We start from the raw sequence: 23891 nt of genomic DNA, 5'->3' as shown, positions 1-23891 counted from the left end.
CCTATTCTCCTCCGCCGCCGTGCAGACTCTGCACCGGGTTGCGGGTGAGCTCCTCCACACCGACCGTGTCACCGCCCAGCTGGTCGACGGCCGCATGGGCGCTCGCGATGCAGGCGGGGACGCCCACGCCGTCGTACGCCGCTCCGCACACGACGAGTCCCGGCAGCTTGCCCACGTGCTCGCGGATGCGGGCCACGCGCGCGTGGTGCCCGACGGGGTACTGCGGAAGGCCGTCGTGCCAGCGGGTGACGCGGGTGGCGACGGGCTCGGCGTCCAGGCCGGTGGCGGCGTGCAGGTCGTGCCGCGAGAGTTCGATCAGTTCGGCGTCGTCGCGCCGCAGGATCTCCGTCTCGCCGTACCGCCCGACGGACGTGCGAAGGACGAGGAGATCGGGGTCCTCGTCCGCGATCCACCCCCACTTGCGCGACGCGAAGGTGGACGCCTTGATGGTGTGCCCGTCGACCGGCGGCACGAGAAAGCCGCTGCCTTCGGGGAGGTCGGTTTCGCCGCGGCGGTACGCGAGGGTCATCAGCGCCATGGAGGCGTACTCGACCGTGGCGAGCTCGGCCGCGGCGGCGGGCGCCTCGACGCCGAGGAGCGCGGCGGCGGAGTGGGCGGGCACGGCGACGACCACGGCGTCCGCGTCGATGACCGCCGCCTCGGTGCCGACCTGCCAGCCCGTCGGGGTCCGCCGCAGCTCGGTGACCGGCGTGCCCGTGCGGATGTCGCCGCCCAGGGCGCGCACCGCGTCGGCGACGGCGAGCGGCAGCTGTCCGACGCCGCCCTCGATGCCCATGAAGACGGGCCCGGTCTGCTGATTCCTCGCCGCGCGCGCCTGGATGGCGCGGACGCCCTCCGTGAGGGAGGTGTGCGTGCGGGCCGCCTCGAAGAGCTGCGGGACGGCCGAGCGCATCGAGATGCGGTACGCGTCGCCCGCGTAGACCCCGCCGAGGAGGGGCTCCACGAGCCGGTCGACGACTTCCCTGCCGAGGCGCGCGGCGACGTACTCGCCGACCGCGACGTCGTCACCGACCTCGGTGGGCGGCAGTTCACCGTCCCGTGCGATGCGGTGCAGTCCCTCTTCGGAGAGGACTCCCGCGAGGGCGGACGCGTCGCCGGGCACGCCCATGACGTGCCCCTTGGGCATGGGGCGCAGGGCGCCGCGGGTCCAGATCGCGGCGTTCGCGGTGGCGGGCGGCTGGAGCCGGTCGGCGAGGCCCACCTCGCGGGCGAGGGCGACGGCCTCGGGGCGGCGGGCGAGCAGCGACTCGGCGCCGAGATCGACGCGGACCCCGGCGATCTCACCGGCGTGGAGCTTGCCGCCGAGCCGGTCCGAGGCCTCGATGACGGTCACCCGGCGGTCCGGGTCGGCGGTGAGCAGCCGGTGCGCGGCGGCCAGTCCGGCGATCCCGCCCCCGATGACGACGACGTGACCGTTTCCCGTACGTGTGTCCGTTGCGCGCATGCCCCCACTCTCTCAGACCCCGCGGTCGCGACCGGCGAGTCCCCACCGTGACCGCATCGGGACCGCACGGACACCATCGTTTCGCCCCGCTCCTCCGTCGTAGGAGCATCAGTCACCGTTCTTCGGGGGTACGCCGATGCACACGTCCGGCAAGTCCAGGCACCGTCGCATGATTCAGGTCGTGGCCGGCCTCGTCCTGGCCCTCGCTCTCGCGCTCGCGGGATGCACGAGCGCGGGGGACGGCGGCGCCGACACCGACTCCGGCGCCGGGGGCGACGACAAGGCCGCGGGCCTCCAGGCCGAAGGGAACGGGAAGGGCGCCTCGGGCAGCAAGGCCGACCGCAAACAGCCCGACCCCACCGGCACCCACATCATCCGCACCGCGAAGCTCACCGTCCGCGTCAAGGACGTGCCCGATGCCCTGGACGACGCCCGGCGGGCGGCCGAGGACGCCGGGGGCATCGTCGGGAACGAGAACACCTCGCGCGACGGCGAGGGCCGCGAGCGCTCCCGCGTCGTGCTGCGCGTGCCGCAGGACAAGTACGAGGACGTCCTGACCGCCCTCGAAGGCACCGGCAAGCTCCTCGGCAAGGACGCGAAGGCCCAGGACGTCACCGACCAGGTCGTCGACGTCGAGAGCCGCATCAAGTCGCAGCGGGCGAGCGTGGCGCGCGTACGGGAGCTGATGGACAGGGCGACCAAGCTCAGCGACGTGGTCACCCTCGAAGGTGAGCTGAGCACCCGCCAGTCCGACCTGGAGGCGCTGCTCGCCCGGCAGGAGTCGCTGAAGGACCGGACGAGCATGGCGACGATCACCCTCTCGCTCACCGAGAACGGGGCGAAGGCGGACGCCGGGGACGACGACCCGTCGTTCGGGGACGCGCTCGGCGGCGGCTGGGACGCGTTCGTGACCGCGCTGCGCTGGATCGCGATCGTTCTCGCGGCCGCCCTGCCGTTCGCGGCGGTCGTCGCGCTGCTCGTGCTGCTGTGGCTGCGCGTCGTACGTCCCCGGTGGCGTCGGCGTGCGCCGTAGCGTGTGCCCATGAGCGGTACGAGCAGCACACGAGAGCGACTGGTGGTCATCGGGGGCGACGCGGCGGGCATGTCCGCCGCGTCGCAGGCGCGGAGGCTCAAGGGCCCCGACGAACTGGAGATCGTCGCGTTCGAACGCGGCCACTTCACTTCGTACTCCGCCTGCGGCATCCCCTACTGGGTGGGCGGCGACGTCGGCGAGCGGGACGACCTGATCGCGCGGACGCCCGAGGAGCACCGCAAGCGGGCGATCGATCTGCGGATGCGCACGGAGGTGGTGCGCATCGACGTCGCGGGACGCCGCGTCCTGGCCAGGGACGTGGAGGAGGGTGAGGAGTACTGGACGGCGTACGACAAGCTCGTCATCGCCACCGGCGCGCGCCCCCTGCGCCCGGCGCTCCCCGGCATCGACGCACCCAATGTGCACGGCGTGCAGACGCTGGACGACGGGCAGGCCCTGCTCGACACCCTTGCCGGGACGCCGGGCCGCCGCGCCGTGGTCATCGGCGCGGGCTACATCGGCGTCGAGATGGCGGAGGCGCTCGTCAACCGCGGTTACGAGGTGACGGTCGTCAACCGCGGCAAGGAGCCCATGTCGACGCTCGACCCGGACATGGGCTGCCTCGTGCACGACGCGATGACGGGCATGGGCATCGGGATGGTGAACGGCGCCGAGGTCACCGCGATCCTGACCGGCGACGACGGGCGGGCCAGGGCGGTGGCGACGGCGGACGCCGAGTACCCGGCGGACGTGGTGGTGCTCGGCATCGGTGTACGCCCGGAGACGGAGCTCGCACGCGAGGCGGGGCTGCCGGTCGGCGCGTACGGCGGACTCCTCACGGACCTCGCGATGCGCGTGCGCGGAACCGACGCGGGCGGGGTCATCTGGGCGGGCGGCGACTGCGTGGAGGTCCTCGACCTGGTGTCGGGGCGCGAGCGGCACATCCCGCTCGGCACGCACGCCAACAAGCACGGGCAGGTCATCGGCTCCAACGCGGGCGGGGGCTACGCGACGTTCCCCGGTGTCGTCGGCACGGCCGTCAGCAAGGTCTGCGACCTGGAGATCGCCCGCACCGGCCTGCGCGAGCGGGACGCGCTGGCCGCCGGGTTCCGGTTCGTGACGGTGACCATCGAGTCGACGAGCCGGGCCGGCTACTACCCGGGGGCCGCGCCGATGAAGGTGAAGATGATCGCCGAGCGGCGCACGGGGCGGCTCCTCGGCGTGCAGATCGTCGGCCGCGAGGGCGCGGGGAAGCGGGTCGACGTGGCGGCCGTCGCGCTGACGGCGCAGATGACGGTGGAACAGATGACGGCACTCGACCTCGGGTACGCGCCGCCGTTCTCCCCGGTGTGGGACCCGGTCCTGGTGGCGGCACGGAAGGCGGTGGCGGCGGTGCGGTCGGAGGGCTAGGGCCTGTGTCGAGGCCGCGAAAAGGGTCCCTGCCCGATCGGACAGGGACTCTTTTCGGACATCTTTCAGACGCCCGCTGTTCACACGCCCGCTGCGTGGACGCTCGCCGTTCAGACGGCCGTGCGCGTGTGCACGTACTCCACGAGGCGGGTCAGCGCCTCGGGGTCCGTGGTGGGCAGGACGCCGTGCCCGAGGTTGAAGATGTGCCCCTCCAGGCCGCTCGCGGCGGCGAGGACCTCGTCCGTCTTCCGCTCGACGGCCTCACGCGTGGAGAAGAGGACGGCCGGGTCCAGGTTGCCCTGGATCGCCTTGCCGGGACCGACGCGGCGCGCGGCCTCGTCCAGCGGCACCCGCCAGTCCGAGCCCACGACGTCCGCGCCGGCCTCGCCCATGAGGCCGAGGAGCTCGCCGGTGCCGACACCGAAGTGGATGCGCGGCACGCCGTACGAGGCGACGGCGTCGAAGACCTTCGCCGACGCGGGCATCACCGAGCGGCGGTAGTCGGCGGGCGCCAGCGCGCCCACCCACGAGTCGAAGAGCTGCACGGCGCTCGCGCCCGCCTCGATCTGCACCTTCAGGAAGGCGGCGGTGATCTCCGCGAGACGGTCGAGCAGGTCGGCCCAGAGCTGCGGGTCGCCGTACATCAGCGCCTTGGTGTGCTCGTGGTTACGGCTCGGACCGCCCTCCACGAGGTAGCTCGCGAGAGTGAAAGGCGCACCGGCGAAACCGATGAGCGGCGTCGAGCCGAGCTCGGCCGTCAGCATGCCCATCGCCTCGGTGACGTAGTGGACGTCGTCGGGCGTGAGGTCCCGCAGCTGCGCCAGGTCGGCGCGCGAACGGATCGGGTTCTCGACGACGGGACCGACGCCCGGCTTGATGTCGAGGTCGATGCCGATGGCCTTCAGCGGGACGACGATGTCGCTGAAGTAGATCGCGGCGTCGACGTTGTGGCGGCGCACGGGCTGCAGCGTGATCTCGGTGACGAGGTCGGGGCGCATGCAGGACTCCAGCATGGCCGTGCCCTCGCGGACCTTGCGGTACTCGGGAAGTGAGCGCCCCGCCTGCCGCATGAACCAGACCGGTGTGTGCGGCACTGCCTCGCGCCGGCACGCCTTCATGAAGGGGGAGTCGTACGTCGCTGTGTTCTGCCGGCCCTCGGGGCCACGGCTGTCATTGGCACTCACGCGGAAAGTCTCGCACGTTGACCGGGAACGCCCCGACGGGTGTCTCTCCCTGCGCGAAGGCGCCGTTCCCCTTAACCTTCCCCGCATGGCTGCGGCTCAGGGACAACGGTCGGACGGCGCTGGCGAGATGGACGGTTCGGAGGGGAAGGTGGCGGATTCGGCTCCGTTGCCCTTCCGCGCGGCGGTCGACGCGCTGCGGGGGGCACGGCTGCGGCCGGAGATCGAGATCGACCCGACGCGGCCGCCGCAACGGCTCGCGCCGTACGCGTACGCGTTGGAGGCGGCGGTCGTGGAGGACGACGAGGACCTCGCCGACGGGCGGCTCGTCCTGCTCCACGATCCGGCGGGGCACGACGCGTGGCAGGGCACCTTCCGGCTCGTCACGCTCGTACGGGCGGAGCTGGAGCCGGAGATGGCGGCGGATCCGCTGCTGCCGGAGGTCTGCTGGTCGTGGCTGACCGGCGCGCTCAGCGCGCGGGGGCTCTCGGCGGACGAGGCGAGCGGAACGGTGACGCGCGCCGGCTCGCACTACTTCGGGGGGCTCTCGGAGCGGCCGCCCGCCTCGCAGATCGAGATCCGGGCGTCGTGGACGCCGCGGGAGGGCAGCGGCGGGGTGCCGGACACGGGCGCGCATCTGGCGGCGTGGTGCGACCTGCTCTGCCAGGTCGCGGGGCTGCCGCCGGTGGGTCCCGGGGGGCCGGGCGCCTCGGGCTCCGGGGGCTCGGGGTCGGGCTCGGGTGACGCCTCCGTGGTGTCGCTGCCGCAACGGCGGGGCCCGCTCTCCCACTGACGAACACTCCCTCGAACATTCACCCTCCTCCCCCGCGGCCCGCGCCGCGGGGTTCGTCTTGCCCCGGGGTTTGTCTCATAAGGGGTCACTCGAACGTGGGCGTGTTCGGTTTGATCTTCGGATGATCGAGCGCGTGTCCGAATTGCCCGAATTATTGCTCACCAAATCGTGATCATTTCCTAAAGGCGGCAGGGATTGCTGCCGAAGAGGTTTGTGACCTTGAAAGCACGGTTCGTCCCGGCTTCATCCCCGAGCCGGTCCCCCTCCCGTCCCCCCATCCAGGAGGCCTGGTGTCCGTTCTCCTCGAGCAGCCCGCAAGCCTGGTCGCCTACCGCCCGAACAAGCCGACCGCCATGGTCGTCGTGGCCGACCCCCGCGTCCGTTCCACCGTCACCCGCCACCTGTGGGCACTCGGTGTACGCGACGTCATCGAGGCCTCGTCCATCGCGGAGGCTCGTCCCCGCATCGGCAACCCCCGGGACATCTGCGTCGCTGATGTCCACCTCCCCGACGGCTCCGGCCTGACGCTCCTCTCCGAAACCCGTGCCGCGGGCTGGCCCAACGGCCTCGCCCTCTCCGCCGCCGACGACATCGGTGCCGTGCGCAACGCCCTCGCGGGCGGCGTCAAGGGCTACGTCGTCACCGGCACTCGCACGAACGTCGGACTCCCCACCCGCCCCGGCGCGGCCCCCATCGGTTCGGCCGCCGCCCGCATGCACCGTCGCCCTCCGGGCACCCCGAGCCACCCCGGCGGCTACCGAGAGCTGTCCGGCCGTGAGGTCGAGGTGCTCCGCCTCGTCGCCGAGGGCCAGTCCAACAAGGCCATCGGCGTCTCGATGGGCCTGTCCGCCCTGACCGTGAAGAGCCACCTCGCCCGGATCGCGCGCAAGCTCGGCACGGGTGACCGGGCCGGGATGGTGGCGGTCGCGCTGCGCACCGGCATCATCCACTGACTGATTTACACCCCCCGAGCGCCCGTCGACGGAACGTTCCGTCGACGGGCGCTGTCCATACACAGATACCCTTGACAGGTGACCGACGCCCAAGAGACCGCAGCAGACAGCTCACTGCGAACCACCGGAGGCGCTCCTCCGGACGACGTCGAAACGGCGCCGACCCCGTTGCTCGAGCCCCGCGACGGCATTCCGCCGGTGATCGCCGACGAGGAGGCCCTCGCGGAGATGATCGCCGCGTACGCCGGCGGCACCGGACCCGTCGCCGTCGACGCCGAGCGCGCGTCCGGCTACCGGTACGGACAGCGGGCCTATCTCGTCCAGCTCCGCCGCGAGGGCGCGGGCACCGCGCTCATCGACCCCGTCGCCTGCCCCGACCTCTCCGGGCTCGGCGCGGCCATCGGCGACGCGGAGTGGGTCCTGCACGCGGCCACGCAGGACCTGCCGTGCCTGCGCGAAATAGGCATGGTCCCCTCCCGGCTCTTCGACACGGAGCTCGCGGGGCGCCTCGCCGGGTTCCCGCGCGTGGGTCTCGGGGCGATGGTGGAGAGCGTGCTCGGCTACGTCCTGGAGAAGGGCCACTCCGCGGTCGACTGGTCGACCCGCCCGCTCCCCGAGCCCTGGCTCCGCTACGCGGCACTCGACGTCGAGCTCCTCGTCGACCTGCGCGACGCGCTGGAGAAGGAGCTCGACCGGCAGGGCAAGCTGGAGTGGGCCCGCGAGGAGTTCGACGCCATCGCGTCGGCGCCGCCGGCTCCGCCCCGCAAGGACCCCTGGCGCCGCACGTCCGGTATGCACAAGGTCCGCCGTCGCCGTCAGATGGCGGTCGTACGAGAGCTCTGGACCGCCCGCGACAAGGTGGCCCAGCGGCGTGACGTGTCGCCGGGCAAGGTGCTCAGCGACGGGGCGATCGTCGAGGCGGCGCTCGGACTGCCGCCGAACGTGCACGCGCTGGCGGGGTTGTCGGGCTTCGGGCACCGGATGGGGCGGCGGCAGCTGGAGCAGTGGCAGGCGGCGGTCGACCGCGCGAAGGCGCTGCCCGACGCGGAGCTTCCGCAGCCGGGCCAAGCGGTGACCGGTCCGCCGCCTCCCCGGTCCTGGGCGGACCGGGACCCGGCGGCGGCGGCGCGGCTCTCCGCCGCGCGCGCGGCGATCTCCTCTCTGGCGGAGCAGCTCAACATGCCCCAGGAGAACCTGATCACCCCGGATACGGTGCGGCGGGTGTGCTGGGAGCCGCCGGTGCAGGTCGACGAAGCCTCTGTCGCGGCGGCGCTCGCCTCGCACGGCGCCCGCCCCTGGCAAATCACCCAGGTAACCCCGGCCCTGGTAACGGCCCTCACCTGACCCCACGGCGCCGCCCAGTGGCGACCCCTACCCCGCCGCTCCGCGGCGGATTCCACCCACCCGCCCGCCCGTTCACCCCGCACGTATATGCCCCGTAGGGGCGGAGAACCCGTCGCCTGCCAGGGGCCGCCGCCCCATGCCTCGCCGCTGCCAAGGGCCCACACCCACGCACCCGCCTGGTGAACGAGACACTCAGGCGCCCCTGTGCCGCCGCTTCGCGGCGGATCACTCCCACCCGCCCACCCGTTCACCCCGCACCGCACGGCGAACGAGCCGCCCCGCCCCTACGGCACACGAACGTGCGGGGCGCACGGGTGGGCGGGTGGGTCGGGTCCGCCGCGGAGCGGCGGGGTAGGGCGAGCCCAGCGGTCCGCGGCAGACAAGCGAGACCCCGCCCCTACGGGGCATATACGTGCGGGGTGAACGGGTGGGTGGGTGGGGGGAATCCGCCGCGGAGCGGCGGGGCAGGCCCGGCTGTGGGGTGCGGGAAGAGGCCGCCGCGGGAGTGTGACCTTTGCCTCGCCGACGTCGCCCTTGGCCACGTAGTTACCGACAAGTAGGGTGGACGGAGGAAGCGCGCCGCAGGCGTGGCGCAACCGCACCCTGGAGGAGAGCCATCGTGCCTCGTACCGTCAGGGACGTCGTCTTCGTGGACGGCGTCCGCACCCCGTTCGGCAAGGCGGGCCCGAAGGGCATCTACCACGAGACCCGTGCCGATGACCTCGTCGTGAAGGCCATCCGGGAGCTGCTGCGCCGCAACCCGGACCTCGACCCCGCCAAGATCGACGAGGTCGCCATCGCCGCGACCACGCAGATCGGCGACCAGGGTCTGACGATCGGCCGCACCGCCGGCATCCTCGCCGGGCTCCCGCAGTCCGTGCCCGGCTACTCCATCGACCGCATGTGCGCCGGCGCCCTGACCGCCGTGACGTCCGTCGCGGGCAGCGTGGCCTTCGGTGCGTACGACATCGCCGTCGCGGGCGGTGTCGAGCACATGGGCCGCCACCCCATGGGCGAGGGCGTCGACCCGAACCCGCGGTTCGTGAGCGAGAAGCTCGTCGACGAGTCCGCCCTGTTCATGGGCATGACCGCCGAGAACCTGCACGACCGCTACCCGAGCATCACCAAGCAGCGCGCCGACGCATACGCCGTGCGCTCGCAGGAGAAGGCCGCCAAGGCGTACGCCGACGGCAAGATCCAGGCCGACCTCGTGCCGATCTCCGTGCGTCGGACGAACGAGGAGGCCGGTGAGACCGGCTGGGGCCTCGCCACCGCCGATGAGCCGATGCGGCCGGGGACCACGCTCGAGAGCCTCGCGACCCTCAAGACGCCGTTCCGTACCCACGGCCGCGTCACCGCGGGCAACGCCGCCGGTCTCAACGACGGCGCCACCGCCTCCCTCATCGCCTCCGAGGAGTTCGCCCGGGCGAACAACCTCCCCGTGAAGATGCGCCTCGTGGCGTACTCCTTCGCGGGCGTCGAGCCCGAGGTCATGGGCTACGGCCCGATCCCGGCGACCGAGAAGGCCCTCGCCCAGGCGGGGCTGAGCATCTCCGACATCGGTCTCTTCGAGATCAACGAGGCCTTCGCCGTGCAGGTCCTCGCCTTCCTGGAGCACTACGGCATCGCGGACGACGACGCCCGCGTGAACCAGTACGGCGGCGCCATCGCCTTCGGCCACCCGCTCGCCTCCTCCGGCGTACGCCTGATGACGCAGCTGGCGCGGCAGTTCGAGGAGCAGCCCGAGGTCCGCTACGGCCTCACGACCATGTGCGTCGGCTTCGGCATGGGCGCGACGGTCATCTGGGAGAACCCCCACCACAAGGACGCCGGAGGCGAAGCATGAGCACCACGACCACCGAGCTCCTGAAGGGTGCGGCCGAGCTGTTCCCCGACGAGGTCGTCACGCGGGCGCACGTGCGCCACCTCGACCTCCCCCACGGTGCCGGGCGCTTCGCGCTGATCACCCTGGACAACGGCTTCGACCACACCAAGCCGACCACCTTCGGACCGCAGTCCCTCGCCAACCTGAACACGGCGATCGACCAGGTCGAGAAGGAGGCGTCCGAGGGCACGGTCGTCGGCGTCGGCATCACCGGCAAGCCGTTCATCTTCGCCGTCGGCGCCGACCTCAAGGGCGTGGAGCTGCTGAAGCGCCACGAGGACGCGCTCGCCATCGGCAAGGGCGGCCACGAGGTCTTCAAGCGGCTCTCCGGCCTCGCCGTGCCGACCTTCGCCTACTACAACGGCGCCGCGATGGGCGGCGGCGTCGAGGTCGGTCTGCACTGCTCCTACCGCACCGTCTCCAAGGCGCTGCCCGCGTTCTCGCTGCCCGAGGTCTTCCTCGGCCTGGTCCCGGGCTGGGGCGGCTGCGCGCTGCTCCCGAACCTGATCGGCGCCGACAAGGCCGTCTCGGTCATCATCGAGAACTCGCTGAACCAGAATCGTCAGCTCAAGGGCAAGCAGGTCTTCGAGCTCGGCATCGCCGACGCGCTCTTCGAGGGCGCGGACTTCCTGGAGCAGTCGCTGATCTGGACGGCGTCCGTCCTCAACGGCAAGACCGAGGTCGTACGCCCCGAGATCGACCGCGGCGAGGGCTGGGACGCCGCCGTCGCGCGCGGCCGTGCCATCGCCGACTCCAAGGTGCACGGCGCCGCTCCGGCCGCCTACCGCGCCCTGGAGATCATCGAGGCCGCCAAGGACGGCGACCTGCAGGCGGGCTTCGACGCCGAGGACACCGCGCTCGCCGACCTCATCATGGGCGGTGAACTGCGCGCGGGCATCTACTCGTTCAACCTCGTGCAGAAGCGCGGCAAGCGTCCCGCCGGGGCGCCCGACAAGAACCTCGCGCGTCCGGTCACCAAGGTCGGCGTCGTCGGCGCCGGTCTGATGGCCTCGCAGCTCGCGCTGCTCTTCCTGCGCCGCCTGGAGGTGCCGGTCGTGCTGACCGACATCGACCAGGAGCGCGTCGACAAGGGCGTGGGCTACGTCCACGAGGAGATCGACAAGCTGCTCCTCAAGGGCCGTATCAACCAGGACAAGGCCAACCGCCTGAAGGCGCTGGTCTCCGGTGTCCTGGACAAGGCCGAGGGCTTCTCCGACGCGGACTTCATCATCGAGGCCGTGTTCGAGGAGATCGGCGTCAAGCAGCAGGTGTTCGCCGAGGTCGAGGCGGTCGCTCCGGCGCACGCCATCCTCGCCACCAACACCTCCTCGCTCTCGGTCTCCGAGATGGCGTCGAAGCTGAAGCACCCCGAGCGGGTCGTCGGCTTCCACTTCTTCAACCCGGTCGCGATCCTGCCGCTCCTGGAGATCGTGCGCGGCGAGCAGACCGACGACGCGTCGCTGGCCACGGCCTTCGGTGTCGCCAAGAAGCTGAAGAAGACCGCGGTGCTCGTGAAGGACGCCCCGGCGTTCGTCGTGAACCGCATCCTCACCCGCTTCATGGGCGAGATCCAGAACGTCATCGACGAGGGCACCCCGGTCGCCGTCGCCGAGAAGGCCGTCGAGCCGCTCGGTCTGCCGATGTCGCCGCTGGTGCTCCTGGAGCTGGTCGGTCCGGCCATCGGTCTGCACGTCTCCGAGACGCTCAACCGTGCCTTCCCGGAGCGCTTCACGGTCTCCCCGAACCTCGCGGCCGTCGTCAAGGCGGGCAAGCGCGGCTTCTACGTGTACGACTCCGGGAAGCCGGAGCTCGACCCCGAGGTCGCCGCCCTCCTGAAGCAGGGCGACTCCGTCCTGACCGAGGAGCAGGTGCGGGACCGCGTGCTCGACGCGGTGGCGCAGGAGATCGGGCTCATGCTCGACGAGGGCGTCGTCGCCGAGGCCCAGGACATCGACCTCTGCCTGATCACCGGCGCGGGCTGGCCCTTCCACCTGGGCGGCATCACGCCGTACCTGGACCGTGAGGGCGTCAGCGAGCGCGTCAACGGCAAGCGGTTCCTGGCGCAGGGCGTGGCGAGCGTACCCGCGTAACGCAGCAACAGAAGCGGGCCGTACGGGACAACTCCCGTACGGCCCGCTTCTATGTGCTCAGACGCGGGTCCACGCCTCCAGCGCAAGCCCCGCCTCCGCCTTCTGGCGGGCGATCCGCAGCGTCCCGTCGAGGCCGATCGCCGCCATGACCACCCGGCCCCGCGCGTCGAGCGCGAGCGCGGGCGCGCCCAGGCACGGCTCGCCGGTCTCGGCCCACCACAGGCCCGCCCCCTCGTCCTCCGTGGGGAACGCGGCGAGCGCGGGCCGGCCGGTGCTCGCGCGGTGGGCGAGGACCGTGCAGTCGTAACCGTCTATGGCCGTGCGGACGGCCGCCGTGGGGCCGGTTCCGGGGTTGCCGCCGAGGGGCAGCGCGGGGCCGCCGTCGGCCGTGCGGTGGGCGAGGACGCCGTCGCCGAGGGCGTCGGCCGCGTAGTACGTGAGGCGGTCGGGGCCGGTTTCCAGGGCCGTGCCGGAGCCGGGGGCCGGGGCGAGCGGGACGTCGTCGGCGCGCACCAGCTCACCGCCCTGCTTCTCCTGGGCCCAGCGCAGCGTGGCCTTGCCCGAGGGTGCGAGGACCTCGACGCGGCCCGTCGACGTGGCGACCGCGGCCGTGCCGTCCAGGGTGCCGCGGACCTTGAAGTCCTTCCAGCCCTCCCACTTGCCGCCCTTGCCCTCGCGGCGCATCCGGACGCTGCCCACCGCGTCCCGCACGAAGACGTGGACGGTGCCCGCGGCGTCGACCGCGGCGGCGGGCGCCCCGAGGTGCGGGGCGCGCTCGACGAGCTTGGTGTGCGGGTTGCCGAGTGAGCGCCAGTCCATGAGCGGCCGCCCCGACTGGTACTGGATGGAGTGCACGACGTCGACGAGGGGTTTCCCGTCGGGGTCGCGCCGTTCGCGGCGGCCCAGGAAGTGCACGTATCCGTCGGTGCCCTGGGCGAGGGTGAGGTAGGTCAGGTCGGGCGCCTCGAAGAAGTCGGGGCCCTCCCAGGCGGGTCCGCCGGGCCGGGCCTCCGTCCAGCGCAGGAGGCCTCCTTCGGCGCGGGCGTAGGCGGTGAGACGGCCGTCACGGCCGCGCAGCAGCCAGCGGGCGGTCTCCGGCGCACCGGTGCTGCTTGACCTCGACGGCATGACTCTGCGCCATCCCTTCCACGTTCAGGACCACGTTCACGGACGCACGGTGTTCCGCCCATTAGTTTACGTTTGCCGCATGCATACTCTCGTCGTCGTCGATGCCGCGAACGTCGTCGGATCCGTGCCCGACGGCTGGTGGCGCGACCGCCGCGGAGCCGCCGAGCGGCTGCGGGACTCCCTCGTCCGGTACGCGGAGGAGGGGCTGCCCGGGCACCCGGGGCCGCTGGAGGTCGTCCTGGTCGTCGAGGGCGCGGCGCGCGGTGTGGAGTCCGTGCCGGGCGTACGCGTGGAGAGCGCGTCGGGGAGCGGTGACGACCGGATCGTGGAGGTGGCCGCGGCGGCCGCGGGCCGGCCCTGCCTGGTCGTCACGGCCGACCGCGAGCTGCGCCGCAGGGTGGGCGAGACGGGCGCGGAGTGCGCGGGCCCGCGAACCGTGCGCCCCTGATCTCCGTCACCGCCCGTCCTGCTCCGTGACCCGTACGTACACCACCGCTCCCCCGGTCCGCAGCACCGGCTCGTATCCGACCGCGAGGAACCGTCGCAGGGCCGGGACGCGGTCCGGGGCGAACGGCTTGCCGCGTGAGTCGTCGACGACGACCGCGGGGGGCCGGCTGCGCAGTTCCTCACGGAAGACCGGCCAGGCGCCGTCGACCGCGTACTTCTCGCCCACCTGCGGCCCGTTCCTGCCGCCGCTGTAGTTGGTGAGGAGTCCGGCGGTGAGGTAGCGGCTCGCGGGGGTGCGGTCGGCGAGCCAGTACGCCTCGGGGTGTATGCCCCAGAACAGCACGCGGTCGTCCGGCGCGGTGCGGTCCCTGACGGCCTCCGCGAGGCGTGTGGCGTGGGCCAGTTCGGGGCGCGGCGCGAGCAGGCCCCACGCCAGGAACACGGCGCACGCGCAGCCGGAGACGGCGATCGCGCGGGCCGTCCGCTCGCGCGGCAGGATCTGCAGGGCGGCCGTGCCGAGGAGGGCGAGCGGCGGCATGAGTTGCAGGTAGTAGTGGCCGAAGAAGTGGAAGCCGAGGAGCACGGCGGCCACGGACGAGGCGAGCCAGAGCCAGAGTTCCGGCGCCCCGGTGCGGGCGATGCGCAGGACGCGTACGACGGGCGCGGCGATGCCCGCGCAGGCCGCGGCGAGGACGGCGGCGTTCACCAGGCCCCGCCCCAGGACGTGGAGTTCGGAGCCGGTGAAGGAGGCGTAGGCCCCCGAGCCCGTCACCGTCCAGAACACGAAGCCCGCGGGGGTCGTCAGGAGGGCGGCGGCGAGGACGGGCGCGCCGAGTCCGGCCGCGAGGCGCACCGTGTCGCGGCGGTGGGCCCCGGCCCGCCACAGCAGCCAGCCGACCGGGAGCAGGACCGCTCCCCCGGTCTGCTTGGCGAGGAACGCGCAGGCCACCGCCGTTCCCGCGGCTCCCCAGCGGCGCCGGTCGGCGCACCACATGGCGGCGGCCGTGCAGGGCAGCATGAAGACCTCGAAGGCGGCGGCCTGGGTGTCCTCGGGGTTGAGGCCGATGGAGATCAGGAGGTACAGCACGCCTGCGGTGCGGCCCGCGCCGTCGCCCCAGCGGCGCCGGGCCAGGGAGACGAGGAGCGCCGCCGTCAGGAGCTGCGCGGCGACCGCGAGCACCTTGAGCGGCAGGAGCGAGCCGTCGCCGAAGAGCGCGAAGGCCCCCGCGTACAGCCAGGGGACGAGCGGCGGCTTGCGGTCGACGACGGTTTCGTAGAGCGCGCCGCCGTGCGCCAGCATCTGTGCCTGCACGGCGAGGTACCCCTCGTCGGGGTTCCACAGGGGCCACCGGAACGAGGGCAGCCGGGTCGCGCAGGCGAGGGCGGCGAGCAGGGGCAGCAGGCGGGCCCAGTAGGCGCGGGGGCGCCGGGCACCGCCTTCGGCGACGTGCTCCTTCCGTGGGCCCGGCACCCGGAGGTGGCGTACGGAGCGCGGTGACGCCGAGGGCGGCGCGACCATACGGGGTGACTACCGTGCGTCGTTCGCGTGCGGGTCGCGCTGGTGCAGCCGGCTGTGCGAGCGCCCGTACACGAAGTAGACGACGACGCCGAGGACCATCCAGACACCGAACCGCACCCAGGTCTCCGCGGGCAGGTTCAGCATCAACCAGAGCGACGCGAGGATCGACAGGACGGGCACGAGCGGCACCATCGGGGTGCGGAAGGCGCGCGGCAGGTCGGGGCGCTGTCTGCGGAGCAGGATGACGCCGAGGGCGACCACGACGAAGGCGAACAGGGTGCCGATGTTGACGAGTTCGGCGAGCTCGTCGATGGAGGTGAACCCGGCGACGACGGCGACGATCACGCCGAGCAGGATCGTGGAGCGGTACGGGGTGCCGAACTTCGGATGGACCTTGGAGAAGCTCTGCGGGAGCAGGCCGTCGCGGCTCATCGCGAAGAACACGCGGGTCTGGCCGAGCAGCAGGATCATGCAGACGGAGGTGAGTCCGACGGCCGCGCCGAAGCTGATCACACCGGACCAGAAGGGGTGCCCGACGGCCTTGAAGGCGTCGGCGAGCGGCGCGTCCGTGGAGAGCTCGGTGTACTTCTGCATGCCGGTGACGACGACGGAGACGGCGACGTAGAGGATCGTGCAGACGAGCAGCGAGCCGAGGATGCCGCGGGGCACGTCGCGCTGCGGGTTGCGGGTCTCCTCGGCGGCGGTCGCGACGATGTCGAAGCCGATGAACGCGAAGAAGACTACGGCCGCCGCGGTGAAGATGCCCATGACGCCGAAGTGCGAGGGCGTGAAGCCGAAGAGCAGCTGGACCAGCGGCGCGGTGATGCCGCCGCCGCCCTCGACGTGCTCGGTGGGCGGGACGAACGGGTCGTAGTTGGCGCCCGTGATGAGGAACGCGCCGACGACGATGACGAGGAGCACCACGGTGACCTTGACGGCGACGATGACGTTGGTGACCCGCGAGGAGAGCTTCATCCCGGCGACCAGGATGCCGGTGAGGACGAGCACGAGGACGGCGGCGAGCAGGTCGAAGCCGAACCGCCCCTCGTGCGTCCCGCTCAGCGCCTGCGGCAGGTGCATGCCCGCGGTGTCGAGGAGTGAGCGCAGATAGCCGGACCAGCCGACCGCCACCACCGCGCAGCCGAGCGCGAGCTCCAGGATCAGGTCCCAGCCGATGATCCAGGCGGGGAATTCGCCGAGAGAGGCGTACGAGAAGGTGTACGCGGATCCGGCGACCGGCACGGTCGAGGCGAACTCGGCGTAACAGAGGGCCGCGAGGGCGCAGACGACCCCGGCGACGACGAAGGCGAGGGCGACCGAGGGCCCCGCCGTCTCCTTGGCGATCTTTCCGGTCAGCACGAAGATGCCGGTGCCGATGATGACGCCGACGCCGAAGACCGTGAGGTCGAGGGCGGACAGCGACTTCTTGAGCGCGTGCTCCGGTTCCTCGGTGTCCTTGATGGACTGCTCGACGCTCTTCGTCCTGAAGAGGGTGCTGCTCACGGGCTACCTCCCACGCTTGTCGTCCCCGACATGATCGAGAGGCCGGGTACCCCGCAAGCGCCGGGACGGGCCCATTCACGCGAATGGGCCGGTTCCACCACCCGTACAGGGTGATGTGACCGGCCCATCGGCGGTGCGTGTCGACGCCAGGGGCTGCCTCAGTCGCGGGCGGGCTCCACGGAGTCCACGGCGGCCACTGCATTCCGGTCGTGCCGCTCGTACCGTCCGTCGAGCTTGGCGACCAGGCCCGTGACCTGACGGGAGATGTCCGGGGCGGTCAGGCCGATCTCGGCCATGATCTCCTTGCGGGACGCGTGGTCGAGGAAGCGCGGCGGGATGCCGAAGTCGCGCAGCGGCACGTCGACGCCCGCGTCGCGCAGGGCCTGTGCGATCGCCGAACCGACGCCGCCCGCACGCGAGTTGTCCTCGACGGTGACGACGACGCGGTGCTGCTCGGCGAGCGGCGCCATGGCCTCGTCGACCGGCTTGACCCAGCGCGGGTCGACCACGGTGGTGGTGATGCCCTGCTTGTTCAGGAGGTCGGCGATCTCCAGGCACATGGGCGCGAGCGCGCCGACGGAGACGAGGAGGACGTCCGGCTTGTTCGTGCCCGCCTTGCGCAGCACGTCCATGCCGCCGACCTTGCCGACGGCCTTGACGGCCGGGCCGACCGCGCCCTTCGAGTAGCGCACGACGGTCGGGGCGTCGTCGACCTCGACGGCCTCGCGCAGCTGGAGGCGGACCTGGTCGGCGTCGCGCGGCGCGGCGATCCGCAGGGACGGCACGCACTGCAGGATCGACATGTCCCACATGCCGTTGTGCGAGGCGCCGTCCGTGCCGGTGACGCCCGCCCGGTCCAGGACGAAGGTGACGCCGCACTTGTGCAGCGCCACGTCCATCAGGAGCTGGTCGAAGGCGCGGTTGAGGAAGGTCGCGTACACCGCGAAGACGGGGTGCAGGCCGCCCGACGCGAGGCCGGCGGCGGAGACGGCGGCGTGCTGCTCGGCGATGCCGACGTCGTAGACCCGGCCGGGGAATTCCTCGGCGAACTTCTTCAGGCCGACCGGCTGCAGCATGGCGGCGGTGATCGCGACGATGTCCTCGCGCTCGTGGCCGAGCTTGACCATCTCCTCGCCGAAGACGGACGTCCAGTCCATGCCGGAGGCGGCGATGGGCAGGCCCGTGTCGGGGTGGATGGGGCCGATGCCGTGGAAGTGGTCGGCCTCGTCCTGCTCGGCGGGCTGGTAGCCGCGGCCCTTCTCGGTGAGGCAGTGCACGATGACCGGGCCGCCGAAGCGCTTGGCGCGCTGCAGGGCGGACTCCAGGGCCTCGATGTCGTGGCCGTCGATCGGTCCCACGTACTTCAGGCCGAGGTCCTCGAACATGCCTTGGGGGGCGATGAAGTCCTTCAGGCCCTTCTTGGCGCCGTGCAGGGTCTCGTAGAGCGGCTTGCCGACGACCGGCGTGCGCTCCAGGAAGTCCTTCCCGCGGGCCAGGAAGCGCTCGTAGCCGTCGGTGGTCCGCAGCGTCGCCAGATGGTTGGCGAGGCCACCGATCGTCGGGGCGTAGGACCGCTCGTTGTCGTTGACGACGATGACCAGGGGGCGGTCCTTGGCCGCGGCGATGTTGTTCAGCGCCTCCCAGGCCATGCCGCCGGTCAGCGCGCCGTCACCGATGACGGCGACGACGTGGTCGTCCTTGCCGCGGACCTCGTTGGCCTTGGCGAAGCCGTCGGCCCAGCCCAGGACGGTGGAGGCGTGGCTGTTCTCGATCACGTCGTGGTCGGACTCGGCGCGCGAGGGGTACCCGGAGAGGCCGCCCTTGCCGCGCAGCTTGGCGAAGTCCTGGCGGCCGGTGAGCAGCTTGTGCACGTAGCTCTGGTGGCCGGTGTCGAAGAGGACCTTGTCCTTCGGGGACTCGAAGACGCGGTGCAGGGCGATGGTGAGCTCGACCACGCCGAGGTTCGGCCCGAGGTGGCCGCCGGTCTTGGCGACGGCATCGACGAGGAAGCTGCGGATCTCTCCGGCCAGCTGGTTCAGCTCCTCCGGGCTGAGACGGTCCAGATCGCGCGGTCCCGTGATGCGGGTCAGCAGCGGCACCCGTGCCTCCTTGCAGTAGAGCTGAGATGTGCTGTTCGAGCGTTGCCGGGTCTGTCGAGTCTAATGTTCCGCGGCTGAGGCACGCGTCCGGGAGGGGTTTTCCCCGTCACACGAACAGACGCACCACTACGGGACAAAAGTTCCCGTAGTGGTGCGTCCGGTGGGTGACTCAGGCGCGACCCGCCGACTTCTGCGTCCGGCGCGAGACGGAGTCGATGACCACCGCGGCGAGCAGCACCGCGCCAGTGATCATGTACTGGATCTCGCTGGCCATGCCGAGCATGTTCAGGCCCTGCTGGATGGACTGGATCACCAGCATGCCGAGCAGCGCGGACCACACCTTGCCTCGCCCGCCGAAGAGGCTCGTGCCGCCGATGACCGCCGCCGCGATGACCATCATCAGCGTGTTGCCGCCGCCCAGGCTCTTCGTGGCGCCGCCCGAGAGGCTGGCGATGAAGAGGCCGCCGAAGGCGGCGAGCATGCCGGAGATGCCGAAGACGATGATCCGGACGCGGTCCACGTTGATGCCCGCGCGCCGCGCGGCCTCCGCGTTGCCGCCGACCGCGAAGACCTGGCGGCCGAAGGTGGTGCGCCGGGCCACGAAGTCCGCGATCACCAGGACGGCGAGGAAGAGCACCAGGGCCAGCGGCAGGCCGCGGGCGCCCTGCGGCTCGTTCAGCTCGTACGCCGCGCCGCCCGCGAGGACCGCCACGACGACCGTGCGCAGGACGATCTCGCTGACCGGCCGGGACGGGAGCCCGGCGGCCTTGCGGCGCTTGCTGTCGAGGAGCAGGGAACCGGCGTACGCGATGATCGCGACGGCCGCGAGGCCGTACGCGGCGCCCTTCTCCGCGAAGAAGTGGCCGGTGAGGTCCTCGACGACACTGCCCTCGGGCGTGTTGATGCTGCCCTCGCCGCCCATCAGCCAGATCTGCAGACCGCTCCAGCCGAGGAAGCCGGCGAGGGTGACCACGAAGGCGGGCACGCCGATCTTGGCGAAAAAGAACCCGTGCAGACAGCCGATGACCGCACCGGACAGGATGGCGATGAGCACCGAGAGCCAGTCGTTCAGCTCATGTGTGACGCTCAGCACGGCCCATACGGCCGCGCCCATGCCGGCCACCGAACCGACCGACAGGTCGATCTCGCCGAGGAGCAGGACGAAGACGATGCCGACGGCCATGATGCCGAGGCCGGAGGTGAAGACGGCGATGTTCGCGAGGCTGCTCGCGTCCAGGAAGTGCTCGTTCTTCAGCTGGAAGACGATCGCGATGACGATCAGGCCGACGACGACGGGCAGCGAGCCGAGCTCACCGCCGCGCATCTTGCGCTTGAACTCGGTCCAGTAGCCGGCCAGGCCCTCCTCGCGGACGAGGAGACGCGGGTCGACCGCGGCGGACGGCGCGGCCGAGGGCTCGGCCTCGGGCGTCGGCGCGTCGGCGGGGGCCTTGGGGGTCTTGGCGAGGTCGCTCACTTCGCGTCCTCCTTCGTCACCGTGGCCGTACGCGCCTTGCGGCGGGTCACGGCGTTGTCCGTGGCGCCGGTGATGGCGGCGATGATCTCTTCGTTGGTGGTGTCGGCGACGGTGAAGGTGCCGTTGTTGCGGCCGAGGCGCAGCACCGCGACCCGGTCGGCGACGGCCTTCACGTCGGCCATGTTGTGGCTGATGAGGATGACTCCGTGGCCGCGCTCGCGGAGCCGCTCCACCAGGTCGAGGACCTGGGCGGTCTGCTCGACGCCGAGCGCCGCGGTCGGCTCGTCGAGGATGACGATCTTGGGGTCGCCGACGAGCGCGCGGGCGATGGCGACGACCTGGCGCTGGCCGCCGGAGAGCGCCGCGACCGGGATGCGGACGCTGGGGATGCGGATGGAGAGGGTGTCCAGGAGCTGCTTGGCCCGCTTCTCCATCTTGATCTCGTCGAGGACGGAGGCCGTCTTCAGTTCGCTGCCGAGGAACAGGTTGGCGACGACGTCGAGGTTGTCGCAGAGGGCCAGGTCCTGGTAGACGGTGGCCACGCCGAGGTTCTGGGCGTCGTGCGGGCGTCCGATGCGGACCCCCTTGCCCTCCCACTCGATGGTCCCGTCGTCGATCGGGTGAACGCCCGAGATCGTCTTGACGAGAGTGGACTTGCCGGCGCCGTTGTCGCCGACGAGGGCGACCACCTCACCGGCGTGGATTTCGAGGTCTACGTCCGTGAGCGCCTGGACGGCGCCGAACCGCTTGGAGACCCCGCGCAACGCCAGCACGGGCGTAGCGGACACGTGAATCATCTCCTTCGCCGCCTGACCGGCGGGGAATGGTGGTGCAGCAAGGGCAGGTCGGGTGCCCGCCCCCCGTTTGCGGGGCGGTGTGATGGGGCGGGCACCTGACCGGTACTGGAAGCCGTCCCATACGGGGGCCCGGAAGCGCTCTCACGCCGCCCGTGGGCCTCGTCTCGTAGAGACGGATTTACCGCAAGCGGGAGCTACTTGATACCCGCGGCGTCGCACGCCTTCTTGTACTGGGCGGTGCAGATCTCGCTGACCTTGTAGACCTTGTCCTTGACGATCGTGTCCGCGACCTCGTTCTTGGTGATCGCCTGCGCGTCGTAGAGCTTGGCCGGGATGCCCTTGAAGTCACCGCTGAGCGAGTCGACCTTGCGGTCGGTGATCGTGTCGATGTCCTTGCCCTTGAGCAGGCGGACGGCGATCTCGGCGGTGGTCTCGGCCTCCGGCTTGATCTGCTTGTAGATCGTGTAGTCCTGGTCGCCGCTCAACATGCGCTGCACGCCCGCGAGTTCGGCGTCCTGGCCGCCGACCGGGACCTTGATGCCGCGCTGCTTGAGGGCGGTGATGACGCCGCCGGCCATGCCGTCGTTGGCGGCGTAGACGCCCTGGATGCCGTCCTTGCCGAGCTTGTCGATCGCGGAGGCCATCTTGCGGTTCGCCTCGTCCGGCGACCAGTCCGGGATGTCCTGCTCGTAGACGATCTTCTTGACCTTCTTGTCGAGCACCGAGTGGGCGCCCTTCTTGAAGAAGGGGGCGTTCGGGTCGGTCGGCGAGCCGTTGATCATGACGACGTTGGCGTCCTTGGCGTCGGAGCCGAGCGCCTTGACCATGGCCCCGCCCTGCAGGCGGCCGATCTTCTCGTTGTCGTACGAGACGTAGGCGGCGAGCGGGCCCTCGGCGAGGCGGTCGTACGCGACGACCTTCACGCCCTGCTTGTCGGCCTGCTTGACCCAGGACTTGGTCGACTTGTAGTCCACCGCGTCCAGGATGATGACCTTGACACCCTGGGTGACGAGGGCGTCGAACTGCTTCTTCTGGGTCTCGATGTCCTGGGCCGCGTTGTTGTACTTGACCTTGCAGTCCGAGCAGAGCTCTTCGATCTTGTCCTCCATGAAAGGACGGTCGAAGGTCTCGTAGCGCGTGGTCTTGTTCTCGGGGAGCAGCAGACCGATGGTCTTGGTGTCGCCGCCGCTGCCCTTGTCGTCGCCGTCGCCTGCCTTGCCACATGCGGTCATGGCGAGTGCCATCGAAACCGCGGCCGTGCCTATGACGACGCGACGCGTCATTGCGTTCATGGTGGGGTGCCTCCCTGACGAGGCCGCGTCGTTGCGGCCGAGGTGGCTCGAAGTCAACTCGGCCGCCACACCAGCGTCAAGGAGTAAATCCTTAACGAGATGACAACGGTGCCATGCGTTATCTAAGTGAAGGCAGGTGCGCCCGCGGGCAGCGATCCGTCCAAAAGGGTTGAATCGCCCATCTCGCTGAGTGCGAGGGCCAGCGCGCCGAGCACTTCGGCGCGGCCGCCGAGCGCCCCGGGCAGTACGGACAGCTGCCGCGCGGCGCTCGGGATCGCATACCGCCCGACCGACTCCCTGATCGGTCCGAGCACCAGTTCCCCGGCCTCCGCGAGGTCGCCGCCGAGCACGACACGGGAGGGGTTGAGGAGGTTGCAGAGGTTGGCGACGCCGCTGCCGATGTGCCGCCCGACGTCGGCGATCACCCGTCGGCACCCCGGGTCCCCGTCGCGCGCGAGGCCCACCACGCGCTCCATGGTGAGGTCGGTGCCGTGGCTGGAGGTGAGGAGCGGCAGGACGTAGCGGGCGGCGGTGAAGGTCTCCAGGCAGCCGCGGTTGCCGCAGCGGCAGACGGGGCCGGACTCGTCGAGCGTGATGTGCCCGATCTCCCCCGCGGTGCCGCCGGGGCCCCGGTAGATCCGGCCGCTGATCACGAGGCCCGCGCCGACGCCGCTGGCGACCTTGATGTACGCGAGGTCCTTGACGCCCCGGCCGCTGCCCCAGACCAGCTCGCCGAGCGCGCCCAGGTTGGCGTCGTTGTCGACGTGCACGGGCACCCCGAGGCGGCCGCCCAGCTCCTCGGCGGGCTTGGTGCCGGTCCAGCCCGGCAGGATCGACGTCGAGCCGAGGGTGCCGGACTCCACGTCGATGGGTCCCGGCACGCCGAGTCCGACGCCCGCGATCTTCGTACGGTCCACACCGGTGGCCTCGATCAGCCTGCTGACGAGCTGCTCGGCCCGGTCGAAGCCCTGCGCGGCGGACGCGTCGACGTCCAGCGGCTCGGACTCCTCGGCGAGGACCTGGTGGGCGAGGTTGCCGACCGCGACACGCAGGTGCGTGTGGCCGAAGTCGACGCCGATGACGATGCCCGCGTCACCGCTGAGCGAGACGCTGCGGGCGCGCCTGCCGCCCGCCGAGGTGGGCGTGACCTCGACCGTCCCGCCGTCCTTGAGCTCGCGGACGATGTTGGAGACCGTCGCGGCCGAAAGGCCCGTCGTCCTCGCGATCTCGGCCTGCGTGAGCGACCCGGCGAGGCGCACGGCGCGCACGACCCGCTCCAGATTGGCCCGGTGCAGAGACGACTGCGACCCCGGAGTCTCCATTGACTCTCACCCTTTGCCCTCATTCGGGCGGCCCGTGGCCCCCCGTGACGCCGGTCTCGGAAACGGGTACCGGGCCATGTACAAGTTGTGAACTCCAAACTCCGCTGAAGGAGCTGTCGCAGTCAAGTCGTTGACGGAAATCGAGACCGTCCGCGC

The 23891-nt window shown here is 71.5% G+C and carries 18 protein-coding genes; 8 read left to right on the top strand and 10 right to left on the bottom strand.

Annotated features, from left to right (window positions below; all coding sequences use genetic code 11):
• Position 1: 1 nt before the first annotated feature.
• The gene (hemG, locus tag DEJ49_RS28530; protein WP_150186755.1) at positions 2-1465 is read right to left on the bottom strand and encodes a protoporphyrinogen oxidase; all 1464 of its coding nucleotides are present in this window, start codon (positions 1463-1465) and stop codon (positions 2-4) included.
• Between the two features lie 169 nt (positions 1466-1634).
• Here hemG and DEJ49_RS28525 point away from each other — a divergent pair, with 169 nt between their 5' ends.
• Complete coding sequence (locus DEJ49_RS28525; RefSeq protein WP_223833025.1) at positions 1635-2498, top strand: DUF4349 domain-containing protein; 864 nt, start codon at positions 1635-1637, stop codon at positions 2496-2498.
• A 9-nt stretch (positions 2499-2507) separates the two neighbouring features.
• A complete protein-coding gene (locus DEJ49_RS28520) occupies positions 2508-3908 on the top strand; it encodes an FAD-dependent oxidoreductase (protein WP_150186753.1) in 1401 nt (466 codons plus the stop codon).
• A 110-nt stretch (positions 3909-4018) separates the two neighbouring features.
• On the opposite strand, the gene hemE is transcribed toward DEJ49_RS28520, so the two are convergent.
• Complete coding sequence (gene hemE / locus DEJ49_RS28515) at positions 4019-5092, bottom strand: uroporphyrinogen decarboxylase (protein WP_150186752.1); 1074 nt, start codon at positions 5090-5092, stop codon at positions 4019-4021.
• Between the two features lie 85 nt (positions 5093-5177).
• Between hemE and DEJ49_RS28510 the strand changes: the two genes are divergently transcribed.
• From DEJ49_RS28510 to DEJ49_RS28490, 5 genes are all read left to right on the top strand, one after another.
• Positions 5178-5882, top strand: coding sequence for a DUF3000 domain-containing protein (locus DEJ49_RS28510; protein ID WP_150186751.1), 705 nt, complete (start codon positions 5178-5180; stop codon positions 5880-5882).
• A gap of 290 nt (positions 5883-6172) precedes the next feature.
• Entirely contained in the window at positions 6173-6835 is a 663-nt protein-coding gene (locus DEJ49_RS28505; RefSeq protein ID WP_016643199.1) for a response regulator transcription factor, read from the top strand.
• Between the two features lie 78 nt (positions 6836-6913).
• Positions 6914-8179 (top strand): ribonuclease D, encoded by a 1266-nt coding sequence (locus DEJ49_RS28500; protein WP_150186750.1) that lies wholly within the window; start codon positions 6914-6916, stop codon positions 8177-8179.
• Between the two features lie 619 nt (positions 8180-8798).
• Positions 8799-10025 carry a thiolase family protein gene (locus DEJ49_RS28495; protein ID WP_150186749.1) on the top strand — a complete coding sequence of 409 codons (1227 nt, stop codon included), beginning with the start codon at positions 8799-8801 and terminating at the stop codon, positions 10023-10025.
• Complete coding sequence (locus tag DEJ49_RS28490; protein WP_150186748.1) at positions 10022-12154, top strand: 3-hydroxyacyl-CoA dehydrogenase NAD-binding domain-containing protein; 2133 nt, start codon at positions 10022-10024, stop codon at positions 12152-12154. The genes DEJ49_RS28495 and DEJ49_RS28490 overlap by 4 nt, the downstream gene beginning before the upstream one ends.
• Positions 12155-12211: 57 nt before the next feature.
• Here DEJ49_RS28490 and DEJ49_RS28485 read toward each other — a convergent pair whose 3' ends face one another.
• Positions 12212-13282: a hypothetical protein gene (locus DEJ49_RS28485; RefSeq protein WP_150186747.1), complete on the bottom strand. Its 1071-nt coding sequence runs from the start codon at positions 13280-13282 to the stop codon at positions 12212-12214.
• A 79-nt stretch (positions 13283-13361) separates the two neighbouring features.
• Here DEJ49_RS28485 and DEJ49_RS28480 point away from each other — a divergent pair, with 79 nt between their 5' ends.
• On the top strand, positions 13362-13730 hold the full coding sequence (locus DEJ49_RS28480) for an NTP pyrophosphohydrolase (RefSeq protein ID WP_150186746.1): 369 nt from the start codon (positions 13362-13364) through the stop codon (positions 13728-13730).
• Between the two features lie 6 nt (positions 13731-13736).
• Here the strand turns inward: DEJ49_RS28480 and DEJ49_RS28475 are convergent, their stop codons facing one another.
• The 7 genes from DEJ49_RS28475 to DEJ49_RS28445 all read right to left on the bottom strand — a co-directional run bounded on the left by DEJ49_RS28475 (position 13737) and on the right by DEJ49_RS28445 (position 23735).
• Entirely contained in the window at positions 13737-15248 is a 1512-nt protein-coding gene (locus tag DEJ49_RS28475) for an ArnT family glycosyltransferase (protein ID WP_150186745.1), read from the bottom strand.
• A 9-nt stretch (positions 15249-15257) separates the two neighbouring features.
• Positions 15258-16751 carry an amino acid permease gene (locus DEJ49_RS28470; protein ID WP_150186744.1) on the bottom strand — a complete coding sequence of 498 codons (1494 nt, stop codon included), beginning with the start codon at positions 16749-16751 and terminating at the stop codon, positions 15258-15260.
• Positions 16752-16909: 158 nt separating this feature from the next.
• Positions 16910-18850, bottom strand: coding sequence for a 1-deoxy-D-xylulose-5-phosphate synthase (gene dxs / locus DEJ49_RS28465; RefSeq protein WP_150186743.1), 1941 nt, complete (start codon positions 18848-18850; stop codon positions 16910-16912).
• 169 nt (positions 18851-19019) lie between these two features.
• A complete protein-coding gene (locus tag DEJ49_RS28460) occupies positions 19020-20324 on the bottom strand; it encodes a sugar ABC transporter permease (RefSeq protein WP_150186742.1) in 1305 nt (434 codons plus the stop codon).
• Positions 20321-21121: an ATP-binding cassette domain-containing protein gene (locus tag DEJ49_RS28455; RefSeq protein WP_150186741.1), complete on the bottom strand. Its 801-nt coding sequence runs from the start codon at positions 21119-21121 to the stop codon at positions 20321-20323. Before DEJ49_RS28455 ends, DEJ49_RS28460 begins: the two co-directional genes overlap by 4 nt.
• Before the next feature lie 194 nt (positions 21122-21315).
• Positions 21316-22413 (bottom strand): substrate-binding domain-containing protein, encoded by a 1098-nt coding sequence (locus tag DEJ49_RS28450; protein WP_411757205.1) that lies wholly within the window; start codon positions 22411-22413, stop codon positions 21316-21318.
• 122 nt (positions 22414-22535) lie between these two features.
• Positions 22536-23735: an ROK family transcriptional regulator gene (locus DEJ49_RS28445; protein ID WP_150186740.1), complete on the bottom strand. Its 1200-nt coding sequence runs from the start codon at positions 23733-23735 to the stop codon at positions 22536-22538.
• Positions 23736-23891 lie beyond the last annotated feature (156 nt).

Origin of the sequence: Streptomyces venezuelae (assembly GCF_008642335.1) — a bacterium.
Lineage (GTDB): Bacteria > Actinomycetota > Actinomycetes > Streptomycetales > Streptomycetaceae > Streptomyces > Streptomyces venezuelae_F.
Note: the sequence above shows the minus strand (reverse complement) of the source record. Positions and strands in the feature narration are given on the sequence as shown.

Coding starts and splice junctions, on each gene's coding strand:
- DEJ49_RS28490 (WP_150186748.1), top strand. CDS start 10,022: ATGAGCACCACGACCACCGAGCTCCTGAAGGGTGCGGCCGAGCTGTTC.
- DEJ49_RS28525 (WP_223833025.1), top strand. CDS start 1,635: ATGATTCAGGTCGTGGCCGGCCTCGTCCTGGCCCTCGCTCTCGCGCTC.
- DEJ49_RS28450 (WP_411757205.1), bottom strand. CDS start 22,413: ATGAACGCAATGACGCGTCGCGTCGTCATAGGCACGGCCGCGGTTTCG.
- DEJ49_RS28445 (WP_150186740.1), bottom strand. CDS start 23,735: ATGGAGACTCCGGGGTCGCAGTCGTCTCTGCACCGGGCCAATCTGGAG.
- DEJ49_RS28510 (WP_150186751.1), top strand. CDS start 5,178: ATGGCTGCGGCTCAGGGACAACGGTCGGACGGCGCTGGCGAGATGGAC.
- DEJ49_RS28455 (WP_150186741.1), bottom strand. CDS start 21,121: ATGATTCACGTGTCCGCTACGCCCGTGCTGGCGTTGCGCGGGGTCTCC.
- DEJ49_RS28475 (WP_150186745.1), bottom strand. CDS start 15,248: ATGGTCGCGCCGCCCTCGGCGTCACCGCGCTCCGTACGCCACCTCCGG.
- DEJ49_RS28480 (WP_150186746.1), top strand. CDS start 13,362: ATGCATACTCTCGTCGTCGTCGATGCCGCGAACGTCGTCGGATCCGTG.
- hemG (WP_150186755.1), bottom strand. CDS start 1,465: ATGCGCGCAACGGACACACGTACGGGAAACGGTCACGTCGTCGTCATC.
- DEJ49_RS28520 (WP_150186753.1), top strand. CDS start 2,508: ATGAGCGGTACGAGCAGCACACGAGAGCGACTGGTGGTCATCGGGGGC.
- DEJ49_RS28485 (WP_150186747.1), bottom strand. CDS start 13,282: ATGCCGTCGAGGTCAAGCAGCACCGGTGCGCCGGAGACCGCCCGCTGG.